Genomic DNA, 21,038 nt, shown 5'->3' on the forward strand with positions numbered 1-21,038 from the left:
GTCGGCGCGGGGGTTATTCCTCCGCGATGGCCTTGTCGGTGAGCTTGTCCAGCGCGCCGGTCATTTTGGTCAGATATTCCGCGTCATCGGGCAACCCGTGGTCTGCGGCCAAAGTGGCGGGGTCGTGGTAGCTGACATGCACCATGCCGCTGTCATCGGCATAGGCCAGCACGCGCATGGGCAGGTCCAGACCGGCGGTCTGACCATCCAGCATCGCAGGCGTGCCCAGCTTGGGGTTGCCAAAGATCAGCAGCGTGGTCGGGCGCAGCTCCATATCCACTTTGGTCGCCCCTTCGGCGTGGTCCACGCGGGCAAAGACCGTGGCACCGGCTTCGGTCACGGCAGCTTCCAGACGGTCGATTGTGTCGGGGACGGAATGGGGGCTCATCTTGGTGACGATGTCGGCGGCGGCTGGTAGGGCGGCCAGCGCCGTGAGGGCGAGCGTTGTCGCGGCGAGTGTCTTGCGGATCATGTGGTCTCTCCTTCGGTTTGCGCGGCCCGTAGGCCACGGCTTCCCTATGGAACCTAGTACGCCTTGCCCCATGAACGAGCAAAATTCGATCAACAAGCAGTGAATTGCCGGTATATGCATACAAACAACATGGTGCATTCTTGCCGTCGGGTGCATATGTGCTAGCTCAGCGCTGGCCGAGCGCCACGACGCGTGGCACCCCCACAGCCCTGCCCATAAATTTGAAGGACTACCCATGCCTGCCGGAATGTTCCGTACCGCCCTTATTCTTGGCTCTATCTGTGTGACAGGTCCTTTTGCCATCGACATGTATCTGCCTGCCTTGCCCGCGATCGAAGAGGCGCTGGATGTCTCTGTCTCGGCGGCCCAGATCACGCTGGTCGCCTATTTCCTCGCCTATGGCGTGTCGCAGCTGGTCTATGGGCCGCTGTCCGACCAGATCGGGCGCAAAAAGACCCTTGCCATCGGGATGAGTATTTTCTGCGTCGGCGCGGTGATCTGTGCTGTCGCCCCCGACATCGAGACGCTGGTCTTGGGGCGTTTGGTGCAGGGCATCGGCGGGGCGACGGTGATGGTTATTCCCCGTGCCATCGTGCGCGATATGTACACCGGTGCGCAGGCGACGCGGTTGATGTCGTCGATCATGCTGGTGATCTCGGTCTCGCCCATGCTGGCCCCCTTGGCGGGCAGCGCGGTGGTGAGTTTCGGCAGCTGGCGCGAGATTTTCCTCGCCCTCGCGATCCTTGCGGCGGCGACGTTGACGATGGCGCAGATCGCGCTGCCCGAGACGCTGACCGCAGACAAGCGCCGCAAGGTCAATCTGCGCGAGCTGTCGCGTAGCTGTGGTATCCTTTTCCGCGATCCGGTGTTCGTCGGCCTGACCTTCATCGCGGGTTTCGGCATGGCGAGCTTCTTCTTGTTCATCTCCAGCGCGTCCTTCGTCTACACCGGTCAATTCGGGCTGACCCCGACCGAGTTCTCGCTGGCCTTCGCCTTTAACGCGGTGGGGTTCTTTATCGCGACACAGGCGGCGGGGCGTCTGGCGGATATGTGGGGGCTTGCCACGCTGATCGGGCGCGGTGTCACCGGCTTTGCCGTCTGCTCTGCGCTGTTGACGGGCGTTGTGCTGGCCGGTTTCGGCACGCTGCCGGTGCTGTTGATCGGGCTGTTTCTGGCCTATTCCTTTCTGGGGGTCGTTGTGCCTTCGGCGATGGTCGCGGCACTTGATGCCCACGGGCGGCGCGCGGGTATGGCGTCCTCGCTCAGCGGAAGCCTGACAATGCTGACGGGGGCCTTTTGCATCGCTGCGACGACGCCGTTCTTTGACGGCACCGCTGTGCCCATGGTGGTGAGCATCGCGCTGTGTGGTGTGGCGGCATTGGCGCTGGTGATCTTTACCATGCCCAAGCTGCGCCAGCAGCAGGAGGCCGCGGCGGCCGACCAGATGCCCGCCGCGGCCTAAGGGTCACTCCGCCGGTGGGGTATGGGCCGGCGGTCCGGTGTCCTCCCACTGGATCACGGTTGTTTGCAGCCTGCGTGCGTCTCGGGCCAGCGCCCAGTCCTGCGCGGATTTGCTGGCGCGCCCCAGCGACATCTTGGCCAGCAGCCGCGCGATCCAGCGGGCGTAGGTGGTGGCCCACACGCGGATCGCCAACAGTGACGGGGTGACCAGCAGCGTCAGCACCGTCGCGATGCCCAGACCAAAGACCACCGCCGTTGCCAGCTGTTTCCACCACAGCGCTGTGGGGCTGTCGATGGTGTAGCCGCCATTGGCAAAGTCGAGGCTAAGCCCGAACATCATCGGCGCAAGCCCTGCCATTGTGGTGATGGTGGTCAGCAGTACGGGGCGGATACGGGCCTGCGCCGTGCGAATGATCGCCTCGATCCGCGGCATGTACTGGCTGAACTCCTGATAGGTATCGATCAGGATGATGTTATTGTTCACCACAATCCCCGCCAGCGCCACGATCCCCGTGCCCGTCATGATGATCGAAAACGTCTGATCCATCACCAACATGCCAATCAGCACGCCCGTGGTCGATAGCACCACCGCCAGCAGCACCAGCACCGAGTTGTAGATGCTGTTGAACTGCGCCAGCAGGATGATGAACATCAACCCCAGTGCCGCGGTAAAGGCCGAGGACAAGAACGCCTGACTTTCGGCCTGATCCTCTTGGTCGCCGGTCCATTCATAGCTGACGCCCGCGGGCAGGGGCCGGGTTTCCAGCCATTTGGTCAGCTCCGCAATCCGTTCGTTGGCATTGATCGGGATCATGCGCAGGGTGCCATTGTCCAGCTCTTGTTGCAGATCGACGCCTTGGGCGGCATTGGTCCGGTTGGTGATCTTGAAGGCCGCGCCCTCGGGCCCCGTGATATCGCCCGCGTCCCCCGCAGGGCGCATCGTAGCGAGGGTGATTGTCGTCTCGCCCGTCTGTCCTGTGCCCGCCTGTTCTGTGCCCGCTTTCGCGGCACCTTGGGAGGCATCCACCGTGCGCACCAGCTTGACCAGCCCGGGGAAGACATCGGCCTTCACATCAAGATAGCGTTTCTGGTCGATCCGGTTGATCTCTGCCAGCTTGGGCACGGGGGTGCGGGTGATAAAGTTCGACAGCGGCACCAGCCCATCCGCCGTGCGCACCTTCAGCGTGTCCAGCGTGCTGAGCACACGGTCTTCTTGCGGCAGGCGCACCCTGATCTCGATCTCTTCGTCCGAACTGTCGACCCGCATCGTGTCCAGCAGCAGCCCGCGGGTGACCAGCTGTACCATCGCGCCGACGGTGACCACATCAGCCCCGTATTGCCCCGCCTTGGCGACATCCACGTCGATCTGCCAGTCGATGCCGGGCAGGGGACGGGTGTCTTCGATCAGGGTCAAGCCGGGGGTTTTCTCGAAGGTGTCACGGGCCTGTGCCGTCGCGGCGATCAGGTCAGTGAAACTGTCGGATTTCAGACGCAGATGCACCGGCTTGCCCGACGCAGGGCCGCGCGCCTGTGCAAGGATTTCGATCTTGATGCCGGGGATCGCGCTCAGCGCTTCCGTGAGCTCTGCGATCACGATGTCGCCGTCCAGTTCCGGGCGCAGGGCGCGGTCTTCCCACGGGATGGTTTCAAGCTGCACCTGACCGATGCTGTCCTTGGGGGCCTGCGCCCCGCCGGTATTGCTGTCGAGCCCGCCCTCACCAGCAAAGGCAAAGGCGGTAGAGACACCGGGATGCGCCAGCACAATCGCCTCCGCCTGCTGCATGATCGCGTCTTTTTCCGCCAGCGACAGGTTGCCCCTTGCCAGCACATAGACAATCGCTTGCTCGGGTTCGGATTCGACAAAGAATTCCACGCCTTTGCTGTTGTTGCCAAAGAAGATCATTGTGGTGCCGACAAAGACAAAGACGACCCCCGCGACCACCAGCGGCATCACCGGATTGCCCGCGATAAAGGCAATGAGCCGCCCGAAGCCAGATCGACGGTAGCCGGCCTTGATCACGGTGGGCTCTTTGCGGAACAGCCGCGATGTGACCCAGCGGCCCCCGCGGCCCATGCGGGTGAACAACGCGAAAAAGCTGGTCAGCCCCAAAAGCACGCCCGATATCGCCACCGCCACCAGCGCGCAGAGCACCGCGATGCAGATAAAGACCACAGCAAAGACCGGAATGACCGAGCCAAGGATATCCAGCCCGTCCATGCCCGCGAACTGCGCCGAGATCACGGCAAACAGCGGCTGCATCAGCGCCAGCGGCAGGGCGATCATCGCGGCGACAATGGGAAACAGCAGCAGATGCAGATAGAACCGCAGCTTGGCGATGGCAGTCATATTCTGCGCCATCCAGCGTTCCAGCCGTCCGGTGACGCCGCCCATGACGGGTAGATAGATCAGCGCCACCACAAGCGAGGCGGAGAGCACAAAGATCAGCGTGACCGGCAACATGCCCATGAACTCCCCCGGGACGCCGGGCCAGAACAGCATGGGCAGGAACGCGCAAAGGGTGGTCGCGGTGGACGAGATGATGGGCCAGAACATGCGTTTGGCGGCCTCGACATAGGCGGCCATGGGGCCTTCGCCCTGTTGCTGGCGCGCGTCGGCATATTCCACCACAACAATCGCGCCATCCACCAGCATCCCCACCGCAAGGATCAGCCCGAACATCACGATGTTCGAGATGGAGATCCCCATCAGCGCGAGAAAGGCAAAACACAGCAGGAACGACGTGGGAATCGCAAAGCCCACCAGCAGGGCCGCACGGATCCCCAGGGCGGCAAGCACCACGATCATCACCAGCGCAATCGCGGTAAAGACCGACCCCAGAAGCTGCTGCACCATACTGTCGACGATGCGGCTTTGGTCGTTCGAGGTGCCAAGCGTGACAGCGGCTTTCAGCCCCTCTGGCCAGGCGGCGCTTTGGGCGGCGACGATCTCTTTCACCTGGGTGGAGGTGTCGATCAGGTTATAGCCCTTGCGTTTGACCACCTGCAGCGCCAGCGTCTTTTCCCCGTTGAACCGTGCGGTGCCTTCGCGGTCTTCAAAGGTCAGGTTGATGGTCGCCAGATCGCCCAGTGTCACCACGCGGTCGCCGTTGGTCTTGACCGGCAGCGCATAGACATCGCGCGGTTCATCAAAGGAGGACGGGATCTTGACCGAGAAACTGCCCTGATCCGACTGCACTTCGCCCGCGGCAATCAGCTGGTTGTTATTCTGCACCACATTGATCAGCTCGCCCGCGGTCACGTCATAGGCTTCCAGCCGCAAGGGATCGATCAGCACCTCAAGCATCTCGTCACGGTCGCCCGCCAACCCTGCTTCAAGCACCGCATCCACGCCTTCCAGCGCGTCCTGCAGATCACGCGCGACGCGGGCCATGGTGCGTTCGGGCACGGGGCCGGTCAGGTTGACGATGATGATGGGGAATTCGGAAAAGTTGATCTCTGTGATCGAATATTTCTCGTAGCCTTCGGGGAATTTGGATTCCGCCGTGCTCATCGCGTCGCGCACGTCGGCCATGATCTTGGACTTGTCCCAGCCGAATTCGAATTCCAGCGCGACACCGGCGTAGTTTTCGGCGGCGGTGCCGGTCATGGTCTTCAGGCCGTCCAGATCGGAAAGCTCCGTCTCCATCGGTTTGACCAGCAGGGTTTCGCTATCCGCGGCAGAGATGCCCGGAAACTGGACCGAGACGAAAAGCGCGGGGATCTCGATGTCGGGCTCGCCCTCTTTGGGCAGGGTGGAATAGGCGTAGCCCCCCACCACGAGGCTCAGCAGGATAAACGCCATGACCATACGGGCACGGCCCGCGGCCCAATCGACCATGCCGCTCATTCCGGGGCCTCGTTGCGGAAGGTCGGGGTCACGGTCACGCCAGCGGTGACATATTCCTGTCCCAGAACGATGACATCTGCCTGTTCAGGCAGGCCGGTGACCCAGATGCCTTCGGGCGTGTCGCGCACAAGTGTGACTGCGGCGAAATCAACAGTATTCTCGGCGTCGATCAGACGCACGCCAAGGGTGCCGTCATCATTCAGCGTCAGGGCCGATTGCGGCAGCAGATGCGCCTCGACCCCGGCCGAGGCGATGGCGATTTCGGCGGTCTGGCCGTCGCGGATGCTCAGATCGGGGTTGGGCACCTCGATTTCCACCTGAAAGGTGCGCGTCGTCGGATCGGAGGCGCGCGAGATAAAGGTGACGGTGCCTGCGATCTGACGGTCGCCCGCGGCCAGCCGCGCCTGCGCCTGCGCGCCAAGGCTGACGCGGTCAACCTCGGTCTCTGGCACAAAGCCCACCAGCTTGATCGGATCAAGCTGGATCACCTGCGCACAAAGCGATCCGGTTTGCAGCAGGCTGCCTAGCTCTGCGGTGTCGCTTTCCAGCAGCCCTTCGAACGGCGCGGTGAGGGTCAGCCGGTCAATCTCGGCCTGGGTGCTGGCGACGGCGGCCTCCGCAGCCTCAATGCCGGAATGTGCTGCATTCAGCCCCGCCTCGGCAGAGCTGAGTGCGGCGCGCGCGGCGGCGACAGCAGCTTCGGCGGTGGCCAGCGTGGTCTGCGACGAAAACCCGCCTTCGCCCAGTTTTTGTGCTGCGTTCAGCTTGATCAGGGTTTCATCCAGACGGGCCTGCGCCTCGGCCACGCGGGCCTGTGCCTCCGGGACGCGGGATTGTGCTTCGTTGCGGCGGGCCTGCGCCTCTGCCTGTTGCGCGCCACGGGTGCCGGGGTCCAGCTCGCACAGCACATCGCCCGCGTTCACGGTCGCGCCCTTGCGCAGCGGGGCCGATACCACAACGGCAGAGGTTTCCGCCTTGACCGCCACCTGCCGCGCCGCCGTGGTCTGACCGCGCACGATCACCGCAGAGGCGAGCGGTGCCGCCGCGCTGCGCTGCACGACGACCTTCACGCGCGCGGGCTCTGCCACATCTGAGGGTGACGCGGTATCGGTGCTGTCGGCATCCACCGCAGGCGCCGGAGGTTGCGCGGCCCCCTGTGCCAGCCCCAACAGGGCGTCACGTTCGAAAATTGCCATATACATCAGAGCGGAAACGGCGATGGCCGCCAGAAGGGGGAAGATGCGCATTCGGGCCTCGGTTCAGTGAAACGCGGGCTTTGCGGCACCGCAGTATGTCGTATGCTATAGGGCCAAATGCTTAAGCGAATAAAACTGAACTGCATAGTTCACTATTGAAAAAAACTTGCCACATGCGACCTTGTGAACAACGCGTGGGTCACTTGCTGTGCAGCCAAGCCCTTGGCAGCCCCGCAGCCGCAGGTTAAGAGGGGCGTTAAATCAGGCGGGACGGGTACCACATGAGCGATACAGACAGTTTCATCGACGAAGTAAACGAAGAGGTCCGCCGCGACCGGTTCTACTTTATGCTCAAGCGCTATGGCTGGATTGCGGTGCTGGCCGTGATCCTGCTGGTCGGTGGGGCCGCGTGGAACGAATACCAGAAAGCGCAGGCCCGCGCAGAGGCGGAAACCCTTGGCGACGCGATGTTTGCAGCGCTTTCCGCTGAAGACACAGCCGCCCGCGCTGCCGCCTTTGAAAAAATCGAGGCCACAAACCCCCGCGCCGGTGCCATGCTGGGCTTGCTGACCGCCGCCGAACAAGCCGAAGCAGGCGAAACCGACGCCGCCGTCGCCACCTTGAACGGCATCGGGCTGGATGCGGATGTGCCCGCGATCTACCGCGAAATCGCCCAGTTCAAGGCGATTACCCTGCAAGGATCGGATATGCCCGCCAATGAACGCCGTCTGGCGTTGGAAAATCTGGCGCAGCCGGGCAGCAGCCTGCGCTTGCTGGCGCAAGAACAACTGGCCATGATCGACATCGAAGAAGACGCCCCCGAGGCGGCGATCGAACGGTATCAGGGGATCCTGAACGACGCGGATGTGACCTCGGACTTGCAACAACGCGCCCTTCAGGTGATTGTCGCCTTGGGGGGGGATCCGCAAATGGGTACCGCAGCCCCCGCGCCGCAAACGGACACCGTGCCGGCGCTGGATGCAGACAATAACTAATCCTGCCTGAACCCTTCAGGTGACACGGACTTAAAGAGCAAAGCGAGCAGGGCCATGACCATTCTCCACAGCATCTCCTTGAAACCCACGTCGACGCGCCGTGCCTCACTTGGGATGGGGGCGGTGGTGGCATCGCTGCTGCTGTCGGCCTGCGCCGAACCAGAGGTGATCCTGCCCGGCGTGCGCGAGGATGTGCGATCGGTCCTGCAAGGCAGCGACGGCTTTGCAGCCCCCGCCGATGCGCCGGTGCCAGCCAATACAACACGCGCGATTTCGCTGCCCGCGGCGACTGCAAACGCGAGCTGGTCGCAAAGCCCGGGCACGCCAAGCACCCGCGTCAGCCACCCCGCGCTTGGTGCAGCACCGCAGCTTGCGTGGTCCGCCTCTATCGGGAAGGGCGACAGCCGCAAGCAACGCATCACCGCGACGCCTGTCGTGTCGGGCGGACGTGTGTTCACCATCGATTCCGGCGCGACGATCACCGCGACCTCTGCCACATCGGGGGCGACACTATGGACCCGTGACCTGACGCCGCAAAGCGACGGGCAGGGGGATGCGACGGGCGGCGGCTTGGCCGTCGATGGCAATACAGTCTATGTCTCGCTTGGCTTCGGGTCGGTCACGGCGCTGGATGTCGACAGTGGCGGCACGCGCTGGACGCAGGATATCGACGGCACCGGATCGGGGGCCCCGACAGTCTTTGGCGATATGGTCTATTTCACCTCCGGTGACGATACCGGTTGGGCGCTGAACAAATCCAACGGCCGCGTGCAATGGCAGACCGGATCGACCAGCAGCATCAACAATGTGCTTGGCGCACCGGCCCCCGCCGTGGGATCGCAGATCGCCGTGCTGGCCTTTGGCTCGGGCGAGGTGCAAGGGCTCTTCCGTCAGGGCGGGCTGGATCGTTGGAACACGTCGGTCGTGGGCAAACGCCCGGGGCGCGCGCTGGCCAATATCTCTGACGTGACAAGCGCGCCGGTGATCTCGGGCGATACCGTTTACGTGGGCAACCAGTCGGGCCGTCTGGCGGCGCTGAGCCTTGGCGGCGGCGAACGCCAGTGGACCGCGCGCGAAGGCGCGATCGGCCCCGTCTGGCCCGCAGGCGACAGCGTCTTTGTCGTGACCGACCTGAACGAGCTGGTGCGTCTGGATGCCAGCACCGGCACCCGCATCTGGGGCACACCGCTGCCGAATTTCGTCAAGGGCAAGCCCAAGCGCCAGTCCGAGGTCTTTGGCAACTACGGCCCCATCCTTGCCGGTGGCCGCGTGATCGTGGCCTCTAGCGATGGCACGCTGCGCAGCTTTGACCCCACCAATGGCGCGCTGGTTGCACAGGTGACGATCCCCGGCGGGGCGACCACTGCGCCGGTCGTGGCGGGGGGCGTTCTTTACGTCGTATCCGCGAAAGGGCAATTGCACGCTTTCCGTTAGGCCGCAAATAGGCTAAGCGGCGGGCTTGACCTAGTCTTCGGAGCCGTTCCATGTCTTTCACCCTCGCCATTGTGGGCCGTCCCAACGTCGGGAAATCCACGCTGTTCAACCGTCTGGTCGGTAAAAAGCTGGCGTTGGTCGATGATCAGCCCGGTGTGACGCGCGATCTGCGCGAAGGTGCGGCGCGGCTTGCCGACCTGCGATTCACCGTGGTGGATACCGCCGGACTTGAAGAAGTCACCGACGACAGTTTGCAGGGCCGGATGCGCCGCCTGACAGAACGTGCCGTGGATATGGCGGACATCTGCCTGTTCATGATCGACGCCCGCGTGGGTGTCACGCCGTCTGATCTGGTCTTTGCCGATATCCTGCGCAAGAAATCCGCCCATGTTATTCTGGCCGCCAACAAGGCCGAGGGCAAAGCCGCCGACGCCGGTGTGATCGAGGCCTACAGCCTTGGCCTTGGCGAACCGATCCGCCTGTCTGCCGAACACGGCGAGGGGCTGAACGATCTTTACACCCATCTGATGCCAATCGCCGACGGTTTCGCCGAGCGGGCGCAAACCGATGCGCCGGAAACAGATGTGGACCTGACCGAGGAAGAAGCCGAACTGGGCGACGAAGAGGCACCCATGCCCGTCCCCACCAAGACCAAGCCCTTGCAGGTGGCCGTCGTAGGGCGTCCGAACGCGGGTAAATCCACCCTGATCAACCAGATTATGGGCGAGGATCGTCTGCTCACCGGACCAGAGGCGGGGATCACCCGTGATGCGATTTCGCTGCAAACCGACTGGTTCGACGTGCCCATGCGGATCTTTGACACCGCCGGGATGCGTAAACGCGCGAAGGTGCAGGAAAAGCTCGAAAAGCTGAGCGTCAGCGACGGTTTGCGTGCGGTGAAATTCGCCGAGGTTGTGGTGGTTCTGCTGGATGCGGATATCCCCTTTGAACAGCAAGACCTGCGCATCGCCGATCTGGCCGAACGCGAAGGCCGCGCCGTTGTGGTTGCCGTGAACAAATGGGATCTTGAGACGGACAAACAGGGCAAGTTGAAAGATCTGCGCGAAAGCTTTGAACGGCTTCTGCCGCAGCTCAAGGGCGCGCCTTTGGTGACCGTTTCGGCCAAGACCGGGCGCGGGATGGACCGCTTGCACAACGCTATCATGCGCGCCTATGAGGTCTGGAACCGCCGTGTCACCACCGCACAGCTCAACCGCTGGCTTTCTGGCATGATGGAGGCGCACCCGCCCCCCGCGCCGCAGGGCAAGCGCATCAAGCTGCGCTATATGACCCAAGCCAAGACCCGCCCGCCGGGGTTCGTGGTCATGTGCAGCCACCCCGATAAGGTGCCGGAAAGCTATAACCGCTATCTTGTCAACGGGTTACGGCTGGACTTTGACATGCCGGGCACGCCGATCCGTCTGTGGATGCGCGGCCAGTCGGACGCCAACCCCTATAAGGGGCGCAAAAAGGCGAAGCCGTCGAAGCTGCGCAAACATACCGACGGGCACCGCAAGGACCGCTAGAAGTTGCAGAAATCGGGACCGGAGTTTTCAAAACTCCGGTTCTTTGCGTTTAGCCGCGCCGCCATGACCGGTAGGTGGGCAGGATCAACGCAATGGCACCCCCCGCAGCCAGCGCCGCAACGGTCGGGGCCGTCGCGACGTTCGCCACCACCACAGCGATCAGCGCCCAGATCACCCCGATCCCATAGGTCGGCGCGCGCATCAGCGACGATTGCACCCCCGCTGCAATCACAATCGCCAGCCCGACAAAGACCAGCCCCGCGGTTGGCCCGCTCATCCAGCCATAGCCGGCCGCCAGCAGCCCCAAAGACACGCAGGAGGCCGCGCTCAGCCAGCCCGCATAAAGCCCCACGGGCAGGGCGGCAAAGCCGCGGTCCTCACGCGGGGCGCGGAACAACGCGTAAAGCGCCGACACCAGCATCACCCAGATCAGCACCGACGCCCAGATCGGGCTTGCTACGGCCACGGCAAGCCAGAAACAGCCCACAAACAGCGACAGGGCAAGCGGCAGACGCATGTCGTGCCAAAGGTAATCCTCGCGGCGTTTCCACAGGCCCCAGCCCATGCCGACGATCAGCCAGACATAGATCATCCCCCAGATCGAGAACGCGTAGCCCGCAGGCTGCACCGGCGGGTTGTCTTGGGGAATGGGGAATTGGTCCGGCGAAAAGCCGTTGAAGCCGGAGACAAAAAAAGGCGACACGGCAAAGCCGATCGCCAGCAGAAAGGTCAAAAGGGCAATAAGGGGACGGGACATCGGGCTACCTTGCGAAAAGTGGTTCTCGCCTCAGATAGCCCGATGATCCCAGCGTTCAATCAGCTGAGCGTGCCGTCGACGGCCAAAGTGGCCTTGCCGCCCAGATAGGGGGCCAGCACGTCTGGCAGTTTGACCGACCCATCGGCCTGCTGGCCGTTTTCCAGCACCGCGATCAGGCAGCGCCCGACGGCCAGACCGGACCCGTTCAACGTGTGCACGAACTGCGGTTTGCCGCCATCTGCGGGTTTGAACCGTGCGTTCATCCGCCGCGCCTGAAAATCCCCCGTGGTCGAGACAGAGCTGATCTCGCGGTAGGCGTTCTGACCGGGGAGCCAGGCCTCGATGTCAAAGGTCCGGCGCGCGCCAAAGCCCATGTCACCGGTGCACAGGATCACGGTGCGGTAGGGCACGCCCAGACGTTCCAGCATGTCTTCGGCACAGCGCAGCATACGCTTTTGTTCGTTATCCGATTGATCGGGGTGGGTGACCGATACCATCTCGACCTTCTCGAACTGGTGCTGACGCAGCATGCCCGAGGTGTCGCGCCCCGCGCTGCCCGCCTCGGAGCGGAAGCACAGGGTGTGGGCGGTCATCCGGCGGGGCAGGGCAGCTTCTTCCAGCACGTCACCGGCGACCGAATAGGTCAGCGTCACTTCGGAGGTTGGGATCAGCCACCAGCCGTTTGTGGTCTGATAGCTGTCGTCGCCGAACTTGGGCAGCTTGTCGGTGCCATACATCGCCTCGTCGCGCACCAGCACGGGGGTCATATGTTCGGTCAGCCCGTTTTCATCGACATGGGTGTCGATCATGAACTGCGCCAGCGCACGGTGAATCCGCGCCAGGGCCCCTTTAAGCATCACAAAGCGCGCGCCGGAGGTTTTGGCGGCGGTTTCGAAATCCATTGACGCCGCGACGCTGGTGATCTCGAAATGCTCTTTCGCCTTGAAATCAAACGTTGGTACATCGCCCCAGCGGTTCACTTCGACATTGTCAGCCTCGTCCGCGCCATCGGGGGCATCATCGGCGGGCAGGTTGGGGATGCGCGCCAGCATGTCGGTCAACTGCGCGTCCAGATCCTTGGCCTCTGCCTGCATGGCGGTAACTTCGGCCTTCTTGTCGCTGACCAAGGTGCGCAGACGTTCGAATTCGGCCTCGTCGCCCTTGGCCTTGGCCGCGCCCACCAGTTTGGAGGCTTTGTTCTGCTCGGCCTGCGCCGTTTCCGCTGCTGAAATCTTGGCCCGCCGTGCCTCGTCCAGTGCCAGTACCTGCGCGCTCACAGGGGTGTCGCCGCGCCGTGCGAGGGCCGCGTCGAAAGCATCGGGGTTTTCACGGATGGCTTTGATGTCGTGCATGGGCTGTTCCTTTGTCGTCCGAGTCGCATGATCTGCGTTGCGCGCGTTATGCCCGATTGTGGATCGCGGTGCCAGATGTGGATGCGCCGGGGGGCGATCCGGCCCTTGGATGCTTGCGCAAACAGCTTATTGCAGGCTGCGACACCGGGCGGCGCCATTTCCCCCCGGAACCCACCTTGCAAAGCCCCGCGTCTGACCATAGGTTCCGCCAAACTTAGACGGCAGGCCGTTTGCGGCATGCGCCCAACACAAAGGACGACCTCCATGGAAGCCATTCAGCAATTTGTACCCCTGATCCTGATCTTCGCGATCATGTATTTTCTGCTTATCCGCCCTCAGCAAAAGAAGGTGAAAGAGCATAAGGCAATGGTGGACGGTCTGCGTCGTGGCGATCAAGTGGTCACCGCTGGCGGTCTGATCGGCAAAGTCGTCAAAGTCAAAGATGACGGTGAGCTGGAAGTCGAACTGGCCGACAACGTCAAAGTGCGCGTTGTGCAATCGACCATCGCCACCGTCGTCTCCAAGACCGAACCAGCCAAGTAAGCGCCCCTTCGGGCGTGTCGAGAAAAGGGCAGTACCATGCTTCAGATTGATCTGTGGAAACGGGTGTTGATCATCCTCACCTGTGCCGCTGGCCTGTGGCTGGCGCTGCCCAATGCGTTCTACGGACCCGTCGAACAGCACAATGATGCGGTCAAGGCGATCAGCGTTGCTGGCGCCACCCCCGAGCTTGAGGCGCAAAAGGCGCTTTGGCCCGAGTGGATGCCGGAACGTCTGGTCAACCTTGGCCTCGATCTGCGCGGCGGGGCCCATTTGCTGGCCGAAGTGAATGTCGAAGATGTTTACGCCAACCGGATGGAGGCCGCCTGGCCCGAGGTCCGCGATGCGTTGCGCTCGATCACGCCGGTCCGCCGCGTTGACGCCCCCAAGGGCGAGCTGCGCGTGCGCATCAACGATGCCTCTGTCATGGCACAAGCGCTGGAGGCGACCCGTGCCTTGGCCCGCCCCGTGCAGTCGCTGACGGGCACAGGGCAGAACGACATCGTGGTGAACGGTGCCAATGACATCATCACCATCACGCTGACCGATGCCGAGAAACAGGCCACGGACGAGCGCACGATGCAGCAGTCGCTGGAAATCATCCGCCGCCGCATCGACGAGGTGGGTACACGTGAGCCCACAATCCAGCGTCAGGGCGCGGACCGTATCCTTATTCAGGTGCCCGGCATCGGGTCGGCCGCAGAGCTGAAAGCGATCATCGGGACCACCGCGCAGCTGACGTTCAACCCCGTGGTGAACCGTGGCGCCAATGAAAACGCGGCACCGGGTCTGGGCAATTCTCTTTTGCCCGACGCCGAAGCGCCCGGTGTCTTCTATATCATCGAAACCGCGCCCGTCGTGACCGGCGAACAGCTGGTCGATGCGCAGCCCAGCTTTGACCAGAACGGCCGCCCCGCTGTCAGCTTCCGCTTTGACACCACCGGCGCGCGCAAGTTCGGCACCTACACGGCAGAGAACATCGGCGCGCCTTTCGCCATTGTGCTGGATGACGAGGTCATCAGCGCCCCCACCATCCAAAGCGCGATCCCCGGCGGGTCGGGCATTATCACCGGCAACTTCACGGTCGAGGAATCCACCAATCTGGCCGTCTTGCTGCGGGCAGGGGCCTTGCCCGCGGGGCTGACCTTTGTCGAGGAACGCACCATCGGGCCGGAACTGGGGCAGGACAGCATTGACGCGGGCAAGATCGCGACCAGCGTCGCCTTTGGCGCGGTACTGTTCTTTATGTGGGCCAGCTACGGGCTGTTCGGGCTGTTCGCCAATATCGCGCTGATCATCAACGTCGGTATGATCTTTGGCTTGCTGAGCCTGATTGGTGCCACGCTGACCCTGCCCGGTATCGCGGGGATCGTTCTGACAGTGGGTATGGCGGTGGACGCCAACGTGCTGATCTTTGAACGCATCCGCGAAGAGCTCAAGACCGCCAAGGGACCGGCCCGCGCCATCAGCCTTGGCTATGAACGCGCGCTTAGCGCCATTCTGGACGCCAACATCACCACCTTCATCATTGCAACGATCCTCTTTGTGCTTGGCTCCGGCCCTGTGCGCGGGTTCGCGGTGACGCTGGGGCTTGGCATCGTCACGTCGGTCTTTACGGCGTATTTCGTCACACGTCTGATCGTGGTGTTCTGGTTTGAACGCCGCCGTCCCAAGACAATCACGGTATAGGAACGCGCACCATGCGGCTGAGACTGATCCCCGACGATACGAATATCGACTTCTTCAAACACGCCAAGCTGACCTTTGGGGCGTCCTGTGTGGCGGTGCTGCTGGCCTTGGCCGTGTGGTTCACCATGGGCCTGAACTACGGCATCGACTTCCGCGGCGGGACGACCCTGCGCACGCAAAGCGACGCAGCCGTGGACGTGGCGGCCTACCGCACGGCGCTGGAACCGCTGGAGCTTGGCGATGTGTCCATCTCAGAGGTGTTTGACCCTGCCAGCGACAGCACCAAACATGTCGCGATGGTCCGCATCCAGGCCCAGGAGGGCGAAGAGGCCGCATCCCCCGAGATGATCCAGAATGTCGAGGAAGCGTTGAAAACCGTTGCCCCGAACATCGTCTTCACCTCGGTCGAATCTGTTGGCCCCAAAGTATCGGGCGAGCTGATCCAGACCGCGTTTCTGGCGGTTGCCGCCTCGCTCGGCGCGATCCTGATCTACATCTGGCTCAGGTTCGAATGGCAGTTCTCTGTCGGGGCGGTCGCGGCGCTGTTCCACGATGTGGTGCTGACCATCGGCGTTTTCTCGGCGTTGCAGATCCGGTTCGATCTGGCGGTGATCGCGGCGATCCTGACCATCATCGGCTATTCGATCAACGACACCGTGGTGATCTTTGACCGCCTGCGTGAAAACCTGCGCAAATACAAGAAACGCGACCTGCGCGAGATCATGAACCTCAGCGTTAACGAAACTCTGAGCCGGACATTGATGACATCGGGCACCACCTTGCTCGCGCTCATCGCGCTGCTGGTTCTGGGCGGCGATGTGATCCGTGGCTTTGTCTTCGCGATTACATGGGGCGTTGTTGTGGGCACCTATTCTTCCGTCTATGTGGCCAAGAACGTCGTGCTGTTTCTGGGCGTCAAACGCGACTGGTCCAAGAAAGACAACAACAATACCGGCCAATACGCCAACATCGACGCGTAATATATTTCGCTGCCAGCAGGGCACCCCCTTGCTGGCAGCACCGTTCCGCGCCCGCCTCCGGCGCGACGCTTTGCCCATAGGGCCCGCCCCATTTCACCGCCAGTTGATCTGTATTGTCCGCGCGTGATCCGCTATGATCGCGCAGCCCCCGCGAGAAGGAGAACATCATGCGTTTGAACGAGGTCGTGTATTCGGATGCCAAACCCGTCGAAGGCTATGGCCCCGGTTTCTTCCGCATTGGCGGCACTGTGTTCGAAGGGCCGGTGATCGCAGGCACCTCTGGGGTTTCTGCGTGGCAGGGCTTCGACGATCACGCACCGTTGCTGGCGTTGGCGGGCAAGATCGACATCCTGTTCATCGGCACCGGGGCCGAGATTGCGCATATCCCGGCCGACCTGCGCAGCACGCTCGAAGATGCGGGCATCGGGGTTGATGTCATGTCGTCCCCCGCGGCGGCGCGGACGTATAACGTCCTGCTCAGCGAAGGCCGTCGCATCGCCTTGGCCATGATCCCCGTCTGATATGACCCTGCGTGTCACCGACCTTGCCGTCGCGCGCGGCGGTGTGCCCGTGCTGGACGGGGTGTCCTTTGCGATTGAACCGCGGGCTGCCTTGATCCTGCGTGGTCCGAACGGGGCGGGCAAGACCACGCTGCTGCGCTGCATCGCGGGGCTGCAACCGCCCTTGTCGGGGCAGATCGACGGGGCAGAGGAAACCATCGCCTACGCCGGTCATGCCGACGGGCTGAAAGCGATGCTGAGCGTGCGCGAAAACCTCACATTCTGGGCACAGGTCTTCGGGCAACGCGATATATCCGAGGCAATGGCCGCCTATGACCTTAAGCCGCTACAAGACCGGCTGGCAGGCACTTTGTCTGCGGGGCAGAAGCGGCGCTTGGGGCTGGCGCGGTTGATGGTCACGGGGCGGCCCATCTGGGTGCTGGACGAGCCGACCGTGTCGCTGGACGCCGCCGCCGTCGGGCTTTTCGCCGCGGCGGTGACGGCGCATCTGGGGGCGGGCGGCATGGCGCTGATCGCGACCCATATCGACCTTGGCCTGAAAGTGCATAGCTTTGACATCACCCCGTTTCGCGCCAAACCATCACAGCGCAGCGGTGCCAGTGACGAGGCTTTCCTGTGATCGCCCTGCTGCGCCGTGACCTGATGCTTGCCTTCCGGGCGGGCGGGGGCTTTGGCCTCGGGTTGGCGTTCTTCTTGATTGTGACCGTACTGGTGCCCTTCTCGGTCGGGCCGCAACCCGATCTGTTGGGGACCATCGCGCCCGGTGTGCTTTGGCTGGGGGCGCTGCTGGCCTGCCTTCTCTCGCTCGACCGGCTGCTTGCGCTGGATTACGAGGATGGCACGCTGGACCTGCTGGCCACGGCACCGCTGCCGCTTGAGGCGGCGTTGAGCGTCAAGGCGTTGTCCCACTGGGTGACGACCGGGCTGCCGCTGGTGCTTGCAGCACCTGTGTTGGGGGTGATGCTGAACCTCGCGCCTTCGGGGTATCTGTGGCTGGTGGCCTCGCTGGGTCTGGGCACGCCCGCGCTGTCGGTGATCGGCACCTTTGGTGCGGCGCTGACCGTGGGCATCAAACGCGGCGGGTTGCTGATGTCGCTGCTGGTGCTGCCGCTTTACGTACCGACGCTGATCTTCGGGGCAGAGGCCGCGCGCCGCGGCGCAATGGGGCTGGATGCCACGACCCCGCTGACCCTGCTGGCTGGCATCACCTTTGGCACCATCGCGCTCATGCCCTTCGCCTCTGCCGCGGTGCTGCGGATGACCTTAAGGTGAGTGCGCGCTTTTGACCATTGAGTGCCAGGAAACGGAGCGATAGAACCCCGCCATGTCTTTATGGGAATACGCCAATCCGGTGAAATTTTTAGGCCTCTCGGCCCGCGTGCAACCCTATGTCTGGGGCGGGGCGGCGCTGTGTCTGATGGTCGGTCTGGGCTGGGGCTTTTTCGGCACGCCGGATGATTACCGTCAGGGATCGACGGTCAAGATCATCTACCTGCATGTACCCGCCGCGCTGATGGCGATCAACGCGTGGTTCATGATGCTGGTGGCCTCGCTGGTCTGGCTGATCCGCCGGCATCACGTCAGCGCCCTCGCGGCCAAGGCGGCGGCCCCTGTGGGCGTCACCATGACAGTGATCGCGCTGATCACCGGTGCGATCTGGGGGCAGCCCATGTGGGGCACCTGGTGGGCATGGGATCCGCGGCTGACGTCCTTTCTGATCCTGTTCCTCTTCTACCTCGGCTATATGGCCCTGTGGGAAGCGGTCGAGGACCCCGATACCGCTGCAGACCTGACCTCGGTCCTGTGTCTGGTGGGCTCGGTCTTTGCGGTGCTGTCGCGCTATGCGGTCAAGTTCTGGAATCAGGGGCTGCATCAAGGCACCTCTGTCCCGCTGGCCACCGGTGGGCGTACCGTATCGGATGTGTTTTTCTACCCGCTGCTGATCAGTATGATCGGCTTTGGCCTGCTGTTTCTGGCGCTGGTTCTGTACCGCACAGGGACCGAAATCCGCCTGCGCCGCGCCCGCGCGCTGCTGGCGCGCAGCGAAAGGGGCGCATGATGCCGGAACTTGGGAAATACGCCGCCGAGGTGCTGGCCGCCTATGGGGTGTCGCTGCTGCTGCTGGCGGGACTGGTGGGGCTGAGCCTGAACAAGGGCCGCAAGGCCCGCGCCACACTTGCTGATATAGAGGCCCGTAAAGATGGCTAAAATCTCTCCGCTCATGATCGCGCCACCGCTGGTTTTCGCCGGTTTCGTGGCTCTTGCCGCCTTTGGCATGTTCCGCCCCGATCCCGAAGGGCTGCCCTCGACGCTGGTGGGGCAGATGGCCCCCGCGCTGCCGGAAAAACCGCTGGAAGGGTTTCCCGCCGCGGCACCGGATGTGCTGACCAATGGCGAGGTGACGCTGGTCAACTTCTGGGCCAGCTGGTGCCCGCCCTGCCGCGCCGAACATCCGCAGCTGCTTGATATGCAGGCGCAGGGGCTGTCGATCATCGGGGTCAACTTCAAAGACACGATAGGCCCCGCAACCAGCTACCTGACCAATGATGGCAACCCCTTCGAAGGCGTCGCCTTTGACCCGCAGGGCCGCACGGCCATCAACTGGGGCGTCACCGCCCCACCAGAGACCTTCATCATTGCGGGCGACGGCACGGTTTTGTTCCGCTATGCTGGTCCGCTGGTCGGCAGTGACTACGAACAACGCTTCCTGCCGGCGCTGCAAGACGCTCTGAAGAACTGACACCCGCTTCCAAATGGCCCTAAATCCTCGCCGAAGGCATGGCCCGTAGCAGGCTGCGCCTCGGCAGCGGGCCTGTGCGCCACGCCGCCGGTTTCGCCCCGGCTGCCCCTCATCCGCTTACCAAAAAAGGAGACCTCATGCCCGTGATATTGCAAACCAGACTACCGGACGCGCAGACCGGCACGCCCGGATTGCCGGGCACGGGGCCTTGCGGGGCGGATGACTGGTTGCTGATGGACGAAGCCTACGCGCCGCAGATGGTCTACCGCGAAGCGTTGCTGGCGGACCGACCCGAGGCTGTTTTCTACCAAAGCGAGGCCGCCAGACCCGCCGCGGCAGAGCTCTTGTCAGAGGCGCTGACCCTTCTGCCGCGTTTCGGTTTCACCCTCGGGGCTGATGCGGTGGTTTGTCCTGACGGGCGCAAGGTCACGCTGGACCGGTCGCAACCGCTGTGGACGCTGGCGCATCTGGTGCAAGAAGACCTCTGCATCCTGCAAAAGCGTGGCGATGAACATGTGCTGACCGCTGCGGCACTGTGCTTTCCGGCGAACTGGCGGCTGGCGGACAAGATAGAGCAACCCCTGACCGGCATTCACACTCCGGTCGATGAATATGACGCCGACATCGCGCGGCGTGTGCAGCGTCTGTTTGACGGCGTGCGGGCAGGGCGGCCCCTGTGGCGGTTCAACAAACTGCGCTATGCGGATGCGGATCTGCACCAGCCGCGGCGGCGCGAGACAGGCAGCGACATGCCCTTTATCCGGTCAGAGCGGCAGTGCATCCTGCGTCTGCCCGAAAGCGACGCGGTGGTCTTCACGATCCACACCTATGTGGTGCGCGACGGAGATGCGCCTGCCTGAGCGGACCCAGACAGGCGCGATGGTTCGGGATTGATGGCGCTAGGTCAGAACCAGATGCGGCTGCCCGTCAGAGGTCTTGCGCGGGGAGACCCCCTGGGCATCGACCACCGCATTGATCTGCCGCCGCATATTGCTGAACAGGGGCGAGGTCACAACATCAATCGCCGTGTCAAAGCGCAGGGTCAGCGACCACATGCCACTGCCCGATAGCCGCGCCGCCTTGACCACGCCGGTAAAGGGATGGCCTAGATAGCGGCCTTGCACGCGGTCCCCGGGCGTCCAGCCCTGCGCAGGGGCCGCGGCCTGCGCGCTTAGGGTGTTCCAGTCGCGCGCGCCCCATTGGTGGGCCACCATTTCCAGCGTCGCCGCATGGGACAGTGCTGTGCCTTGGGCTGCAAGGTCCGCGCGCAAGCGTTTGGCTTGGGATTTCAGCACATCAGCCGAAGGTACGGCGGTGGGATGGGTTTGGGTTGTCATCATAACACTCCTGCTCTCGCAAAAGTCGAAGGGGGTCCGCGTTGCCCGTCAATCCGCGAGATTGAAGGTGTGTTCTTGATCAAGGACTTCACCGATATGCGGACGGCAGGGGCCTTTCCCTATGGGCGCTATATGGCGCTTGGGTGCTGCAATTGCAATGGGGTGGTGCGGGTGGCACGGGGCGGATGCCT

The 21,038-nt window shown here is 63.3% G+C and carries 20 protein-coding genes; 14 read left to right on the forward strand and 6 right to left on the reverse strand.

The window, feature by feature from the left end; translation table 11 throughout:
- Window positions 1-13: 13 nt before the first annotated feature.
- Window positions 14-472: a DUF302 domain-containing protein gene (locus ACTRWK_RS16625; RefSeq protein ID WP_289082095.1), complete on the reverse strand. Its 459-nt coding sequence runs from the start codon at window positions 470-472 to the stop codon at window positions 14-16.
- A 235-nt stretch (window positions 473-707) separates the two neighbouring features.
- Here ACTRWK_RS16625 and ACTRWK_RS16630 point away from each other — a divergent pair, with 235 nt between their 5' ends.
- Complete coding sequence (locus ACTRWK_RS16630; RefSeq protein WP_005852622.1) at window positions 708-1,934, forward strand: multidrug effflux MFS transporter; 1,227 nt, start codon at window positions 708-710, stop codon at window positions 1,932-1,934.
- 3 nt (window positions 1,935-1,937) lie between these two features.
- Here the strand turns inward: ACTRWK_RS16630 and ACTRWK_RS16635 are convergent, their stop codons facing one another.
- The gene (locus ACTRWK_RS16635; RefSeq protein WP_037943932.1) at window positions 1,938-5,780 is read right to left on the reverse strand and encodes an efflux RND transporter permease subunit; all 3,843 of its coding nucleotides are present in this window, start codon (window positions 5,778-5,780) and stop codon (window positions 1,938-1,940) included.
- Window positions 5,777-7,027 (reverse strand): efflux RND transporter periplasmic adaptor subunit, encoded by a 1,251-nt coding sequence (locus tag ACTRWK_RS16640; RefSeq protein ID WP_289082094.1) that lies wholly within the window; start codon window positions 7,025-7,027, stop codon window positions 5,777-5,779. Before ACTRWK_RS16640 ends, ACTRWK_RS16635 begins: the two co-directional genes overlap by 4 nt.
- 230 nt (window positions 7,028-7,257) lie before the next feature.
- Here ACTRWK_RS16640 and ACTRWK_RS16645 point away from each other — a divergent pair, with 230 nt between their 5' ends.
- Genes ACTRWK_RS16645 through der form a run of 3 tightly spaced genes read left to right on the forward strand, consistent with a single transcriptional unit; the run spans window position 7,258 to window position 10,931 of the window.
- On the forward strand, window positions 7,258-7,971 hold the full coding sequence (locus tag ACTRWK_RS16645; protein ID WP_037943935.1) for a tetratricopeptide repeat protein: 714 nt from the start codon (window positions 7,258-7,260) through the stop codon (window positions 7,969-7,971).
- Window positions 7,972-8,025: 54 nt separating this feature from the next.
- Window positions 8,026-9,405, forward strand: a complete 1,380-nt coding sequence (locus ACTRWK_RS16650) for a PQQ-like beta-propeller repeat protein (RefSeq protein ID WP_462844073.1) — start codon at window positions 8,026-8,028, stop codon at window positions 9,403-9,405.
- A 50-nt stretch (window positions 9,406-9,455) separates the two neighbouring features.
- Window positions 9,456-10,931: a ribosome biogenesis GTPase Der gene (gene der, locus ACTRWK_RS16655; protein ID WP_037962876.1), complete on the forward strand. Its 1,476-nt coding sequence runs from the start codon at window positions 9,456-9,458 to the stop codon at window positions 10,929-10,931.
- A gap of 49 nt (window positions 10,932-10,980) precedes the next feature.
- Here der and ACTRWK_RS16660 read toward each other — a convergent pair whose 3' ends face one another.
- Complete coding sequence (locus tag ACTRWK_RS16660; RefSeq protein ID WP_289082093.1) at window positions 10,981-11,688, reverse strand: tryptophan-rich sensory protein; 708 nt, start codon at window positions 11,686-11,688, stop codon at window positions 10,981-10,983.
- Between the two features lie 59 nt (window positions 11,689-11,747).
- Window positions 11,748-13,040 (reverse strand): serine--tRNA ligase, encoded by a 1,293-nt coding sequence (gene serS / locus ACTRWK_RS16665; protein ID WP_289082092.1) that lies wholly within the window; start codon window positions 13,038-13,040, stop codon window positions 11,748-11,750.
- Between the two features lie 264 nt (window positions 13,041-13,304).
- On the opposite strand from serS, the gene yajC reads away from it, so the two are divergent.
- The 10 genes from yajC to ACTRWK_RS16715 all read left to right on the forward strand — a co-directional run bounded on the left by yajC (window position 13,305) and on the right by ACTRWK_RS16715 (window position 20,370).
- Complete coding sequence (gene yajC / locus ACTRWK_RS16670; protein WP_005852640.1) at window positions 13,305-13,583, forward strand: preprotein translocase subunit YajC; 279 nt, start codon at window positions 13,305-13,307, stop codon at window positions 13,581-13,583.
- Between the two features lie 36 nt (window positions 13,584-13,619).
- Window positions 13,620-15,269, forward strand: a complete 1,650-nt coding sequence (gene secD / locus ACTRWK_RS16675) for a protein translocase subunit SecD (RefSeq protein WP_286759533.1) — start codon at window positions 13,620-13,622, stop codon at window positions 15,267-15,269.
- 11 nt (window positions 15,270-15,280) lie between these two features.
- On the forward strand, window positions 15,281-16,249 hold the full coding sequence (gene secF / locus ACTRWK_RS16680; protein ID WP_005852644.1) for a protein translocase subunit SecF: 969 nt from the start codon (window positions 15,281-15,283) through the stop codon (window positions 16,247-16,249).
- A gap of 167 nt (window positions 16,250-16,416) precedes the next feature.
- A complete protein-coding gene (locus ACTRWK_RS16685) occupies window positions 16,417-16,770 on the forward strand; it encodes an Mth938-like domain-containing protein (protein ID WP_005852646.1) in 354 nt (117 codons plus the stop codon).
- 1 nt (window position 16,771) lies between these two features.
- Window positions 16,772-17,389, forward strand: a complete 618-nt coding sequence (gene ccmA / locus ACTRWK_RS16690) for a heme ABC exporter ATP-binding protein CcmA (RefSeq protein ID WP_462844074.1) — start codon at window positions 16,772-16,774, stop codon at window positions 17,387-17,389.
- Window positions 17,386-18,042 (forward strand): heme exporter protein CcmB, encoded by a 657-nt coding sequence (gene ccmB, locus ACTRWK_RS16695; protein WP_005852650.1) that lies wholly within the window; start codon window positions 17,386-17,388, stop codon window positions 18,040-18,042. Before ccmA ends, ccmB begins: the two co-directional genes overlap by 4 nt.
- 52 nt (window positions 18,043-18,094) lie before the next feature.
- Window positions 18,095-18,829, forward strand: a complete 735-nt coding sequence (locus ACTRWK_RS16700) for a heme ABC transporter permease (protein ID WP_462844075.1) — start codon at window positions 18,095-18,097, stop codon at window positions 18,827-18,829.
- Window positions 18,829-18,978 carry a heme exporter protein CcmD gene (ccmD, locus tag ACTRWK_RS16705; protein ID WP_107277682.1) on the forward strand — a complete coding sequence of 50 codons (150 nt, stop codon included), beginning with the start codon at window positions 18,829-18,831 and terminating at the stop codon, window positions 18,976-18,978. The genes ACTRWK_RS16700 and ccmD overlap by 1 nt, the downstream gene beginning before the upstream one ends.
- Window positions 18,971-19,510, forward strand: coding sequence for a DsbE family thiol:disulfide interchange protein (locus tag ACTRWK_RS16710; RefSeq protein WP_005852653.1), 540 nt, complete (start codon window positions 18,971-18,973; stop codon window positions 19,508-19,510). The genes ccmD and ACTRWK_RS16710 overlap by 8 nt, the downstream gene beginning before the upstream one ends.
- 137 nt (window positions 19,511-19,647) lie before the next feature.
- Window positions 19,648-20,370, forward strand: coding sequence for a heme-dependent oxidative N-demethylase family protein (locus tag ACTRWK_RS16715; protein ID WP_304950584.1), 723 nt, complete (start codon window positions 19,648-19,650; stop codon window positions 20,368-20,370).
- Window positions 20,371-20,409: 39 nt separating this feature from the next.
- Here ACTRWK_RS16715 and ACTRWK_RS16720 read toward each other — a convergent pair whose 3' ends face one another.
- Window positions 20,410-20,847 carry a glyoxalase superfamily protein gene (locus ACTRWK_RS16720; protein ID WP_289082118.1) on the reverse strand — a complete coding sequence of 146 codons (438 nt, stop codon included), beginning with the start codon at window positions 20,845-20,847 and terminating at the stop codon, window positions 20,410-20,412.
- Window positions 20,848-21,038: the final 191 nt, after the last annotated feature.

Source organism: Sulfitobacter sp. G5_S2_6_S6 (assembly GCF_054968505.1).

What these genes read in the sequence shown, in the direction of transcription:
- ACTRWK_RS16625 (WP_289082095.1), bottom strand. Translation starts at nt 472, where the DNA reads ATGATCCGCAAGACACTCGCCGCGACAACGCTCGCCCTCACGGCGCTG.
- ACTRWK_RS16630 (WP_005852622.1), top strand. Translation starts at nt 708, where the DNA reads ATGCCTGCCGGAATGTTCCGTACCGCCCTTATTCTTGGCTCTATCTGT.
- ACTRWK_RS16635 (WP_037943932.1), bottom strand. Translation starts at nt 5,780, where the DNA reads ATGAGCGGCATGGTCGATTGGGCCGCGGGCCGTGCCCGTATGGTCATG.
- ACTRWK_RS16640 (WP_289082094.1), bottom strand. Translation starts at nt 7,027, where the DNA reads ATGCGCATCTTCCCCCTTCTGGCGGCCATCGCCGTTTCCGCTCTGATG.
- ACTRWK_RS16645 (WP_037943935.1), top strand. Translation starts at nt 7,258, where the DNA reads ATGAGCGATACAGACAGTTTCATCGACGAAGTAAACGAAGAGGTCCGC.
- ACTRWK_RS16650 (WP_462844073.1), top strand. Translation starts at nt 8,026, where the DNA reads ATGACCATTCTCCACAGCATCTCCTTGAAACCCACGTCGACGCGCCGT.
- der (WP_037962876.1), top strand. Translation starts at nt 9,456, where the DNA reads ATGTCTTTCACCCTCGCCATTGTGGGCCGTCCCAACGTCGGGAAATCC.
- ACTRWK_RS16660 (WP_289082093.1), bottom strand. Translation starts at nt 11,688, where the DNA reads ATGTCCCGTCCCCTTATTGCCCTTTTGACCTTTCTGCTGGCGATCGGC.
- serS (WP_289082092.1), bottom strand. Translation starts at nt 13,040, where the DNA reads ATGCACGACATCAAAGCCATCCGTGAAAACCCCGATGCTTTCGACGCG.
- yajC (WP_005852640.1), top strand. Translation starts at nt 13,305, where the DNA reads ATGGAAGCCATTCAGCAATTTGTACCCCTGATCCTGATCTTCGCGATC.
- secD (WP_286759533.1), top strand. Translation starts at nt 13,620, where the DNA reads ATGCTTCAGATTGATCTGTGGAAACGGGTGTTGATCATCCTCACCTGT.
- secF (WP_005852644.1), top strand. Translation starts at nt 15,281, where the DNA reads ATGCGGCTGAGACTGATCCCCGACGATACGAATATCGACTTCTTCAAA.
- ACTRWK_RS16685 (WP_005852646.1), top strand. Translation starts at nt 16,417, where the DNA reads ATGCGTTTGAACGAGGTCGTGTATTCGGATGCCAAACCCGTCGAAGGC.
- ccmA (WP_462844074.1), top strand. Translation starts at nt 16,772, where the DNA reads ATGACCCTGCGTGTCACCGACCTTGCCGTCGCGCGCGGCGGTGTGCCC.
- ACTRWK_RS16700 (WP_462844075.1), top strand. Translation starts at nt 18,095, where the DNA reads ATGTCTTTATGGGAATACGCCAATCCGGTGAAATTTTTAGGCCTCTCG.
- ccmD (WP_107277682.1), top strand. Translation starts at nt 18,829, where the DNA reads ATGCCGGAACTTGGGAAATACGCCGCCGAGGTGCTGGCCGCCTATGGG.
- ACTRWK_RS16710 (WP_005852653.1), top strand. Translation starts at nt 18,971, where the DNA reads ATGGCTAAAATCTCTCCGCTCATGATCGCGCCACCGCTGGTTTTCGCC.
- ACTRWK_RS16715 (WP_304950584.1), top strand. Translation starts at nt 19,648, where the DNA reads ATGCCCGTGATATTGCAAACCAGACTACCGGACGCGCAGACCGGCACG.
- ACTRWK_RS16720 (WP_289082118.1), bottom strand. Translation starts at nt 20,847, where the DNA reads ATGACAACCCAAACCCATCCCACCGCCGTACCTTCGGCTGATGTGCTG.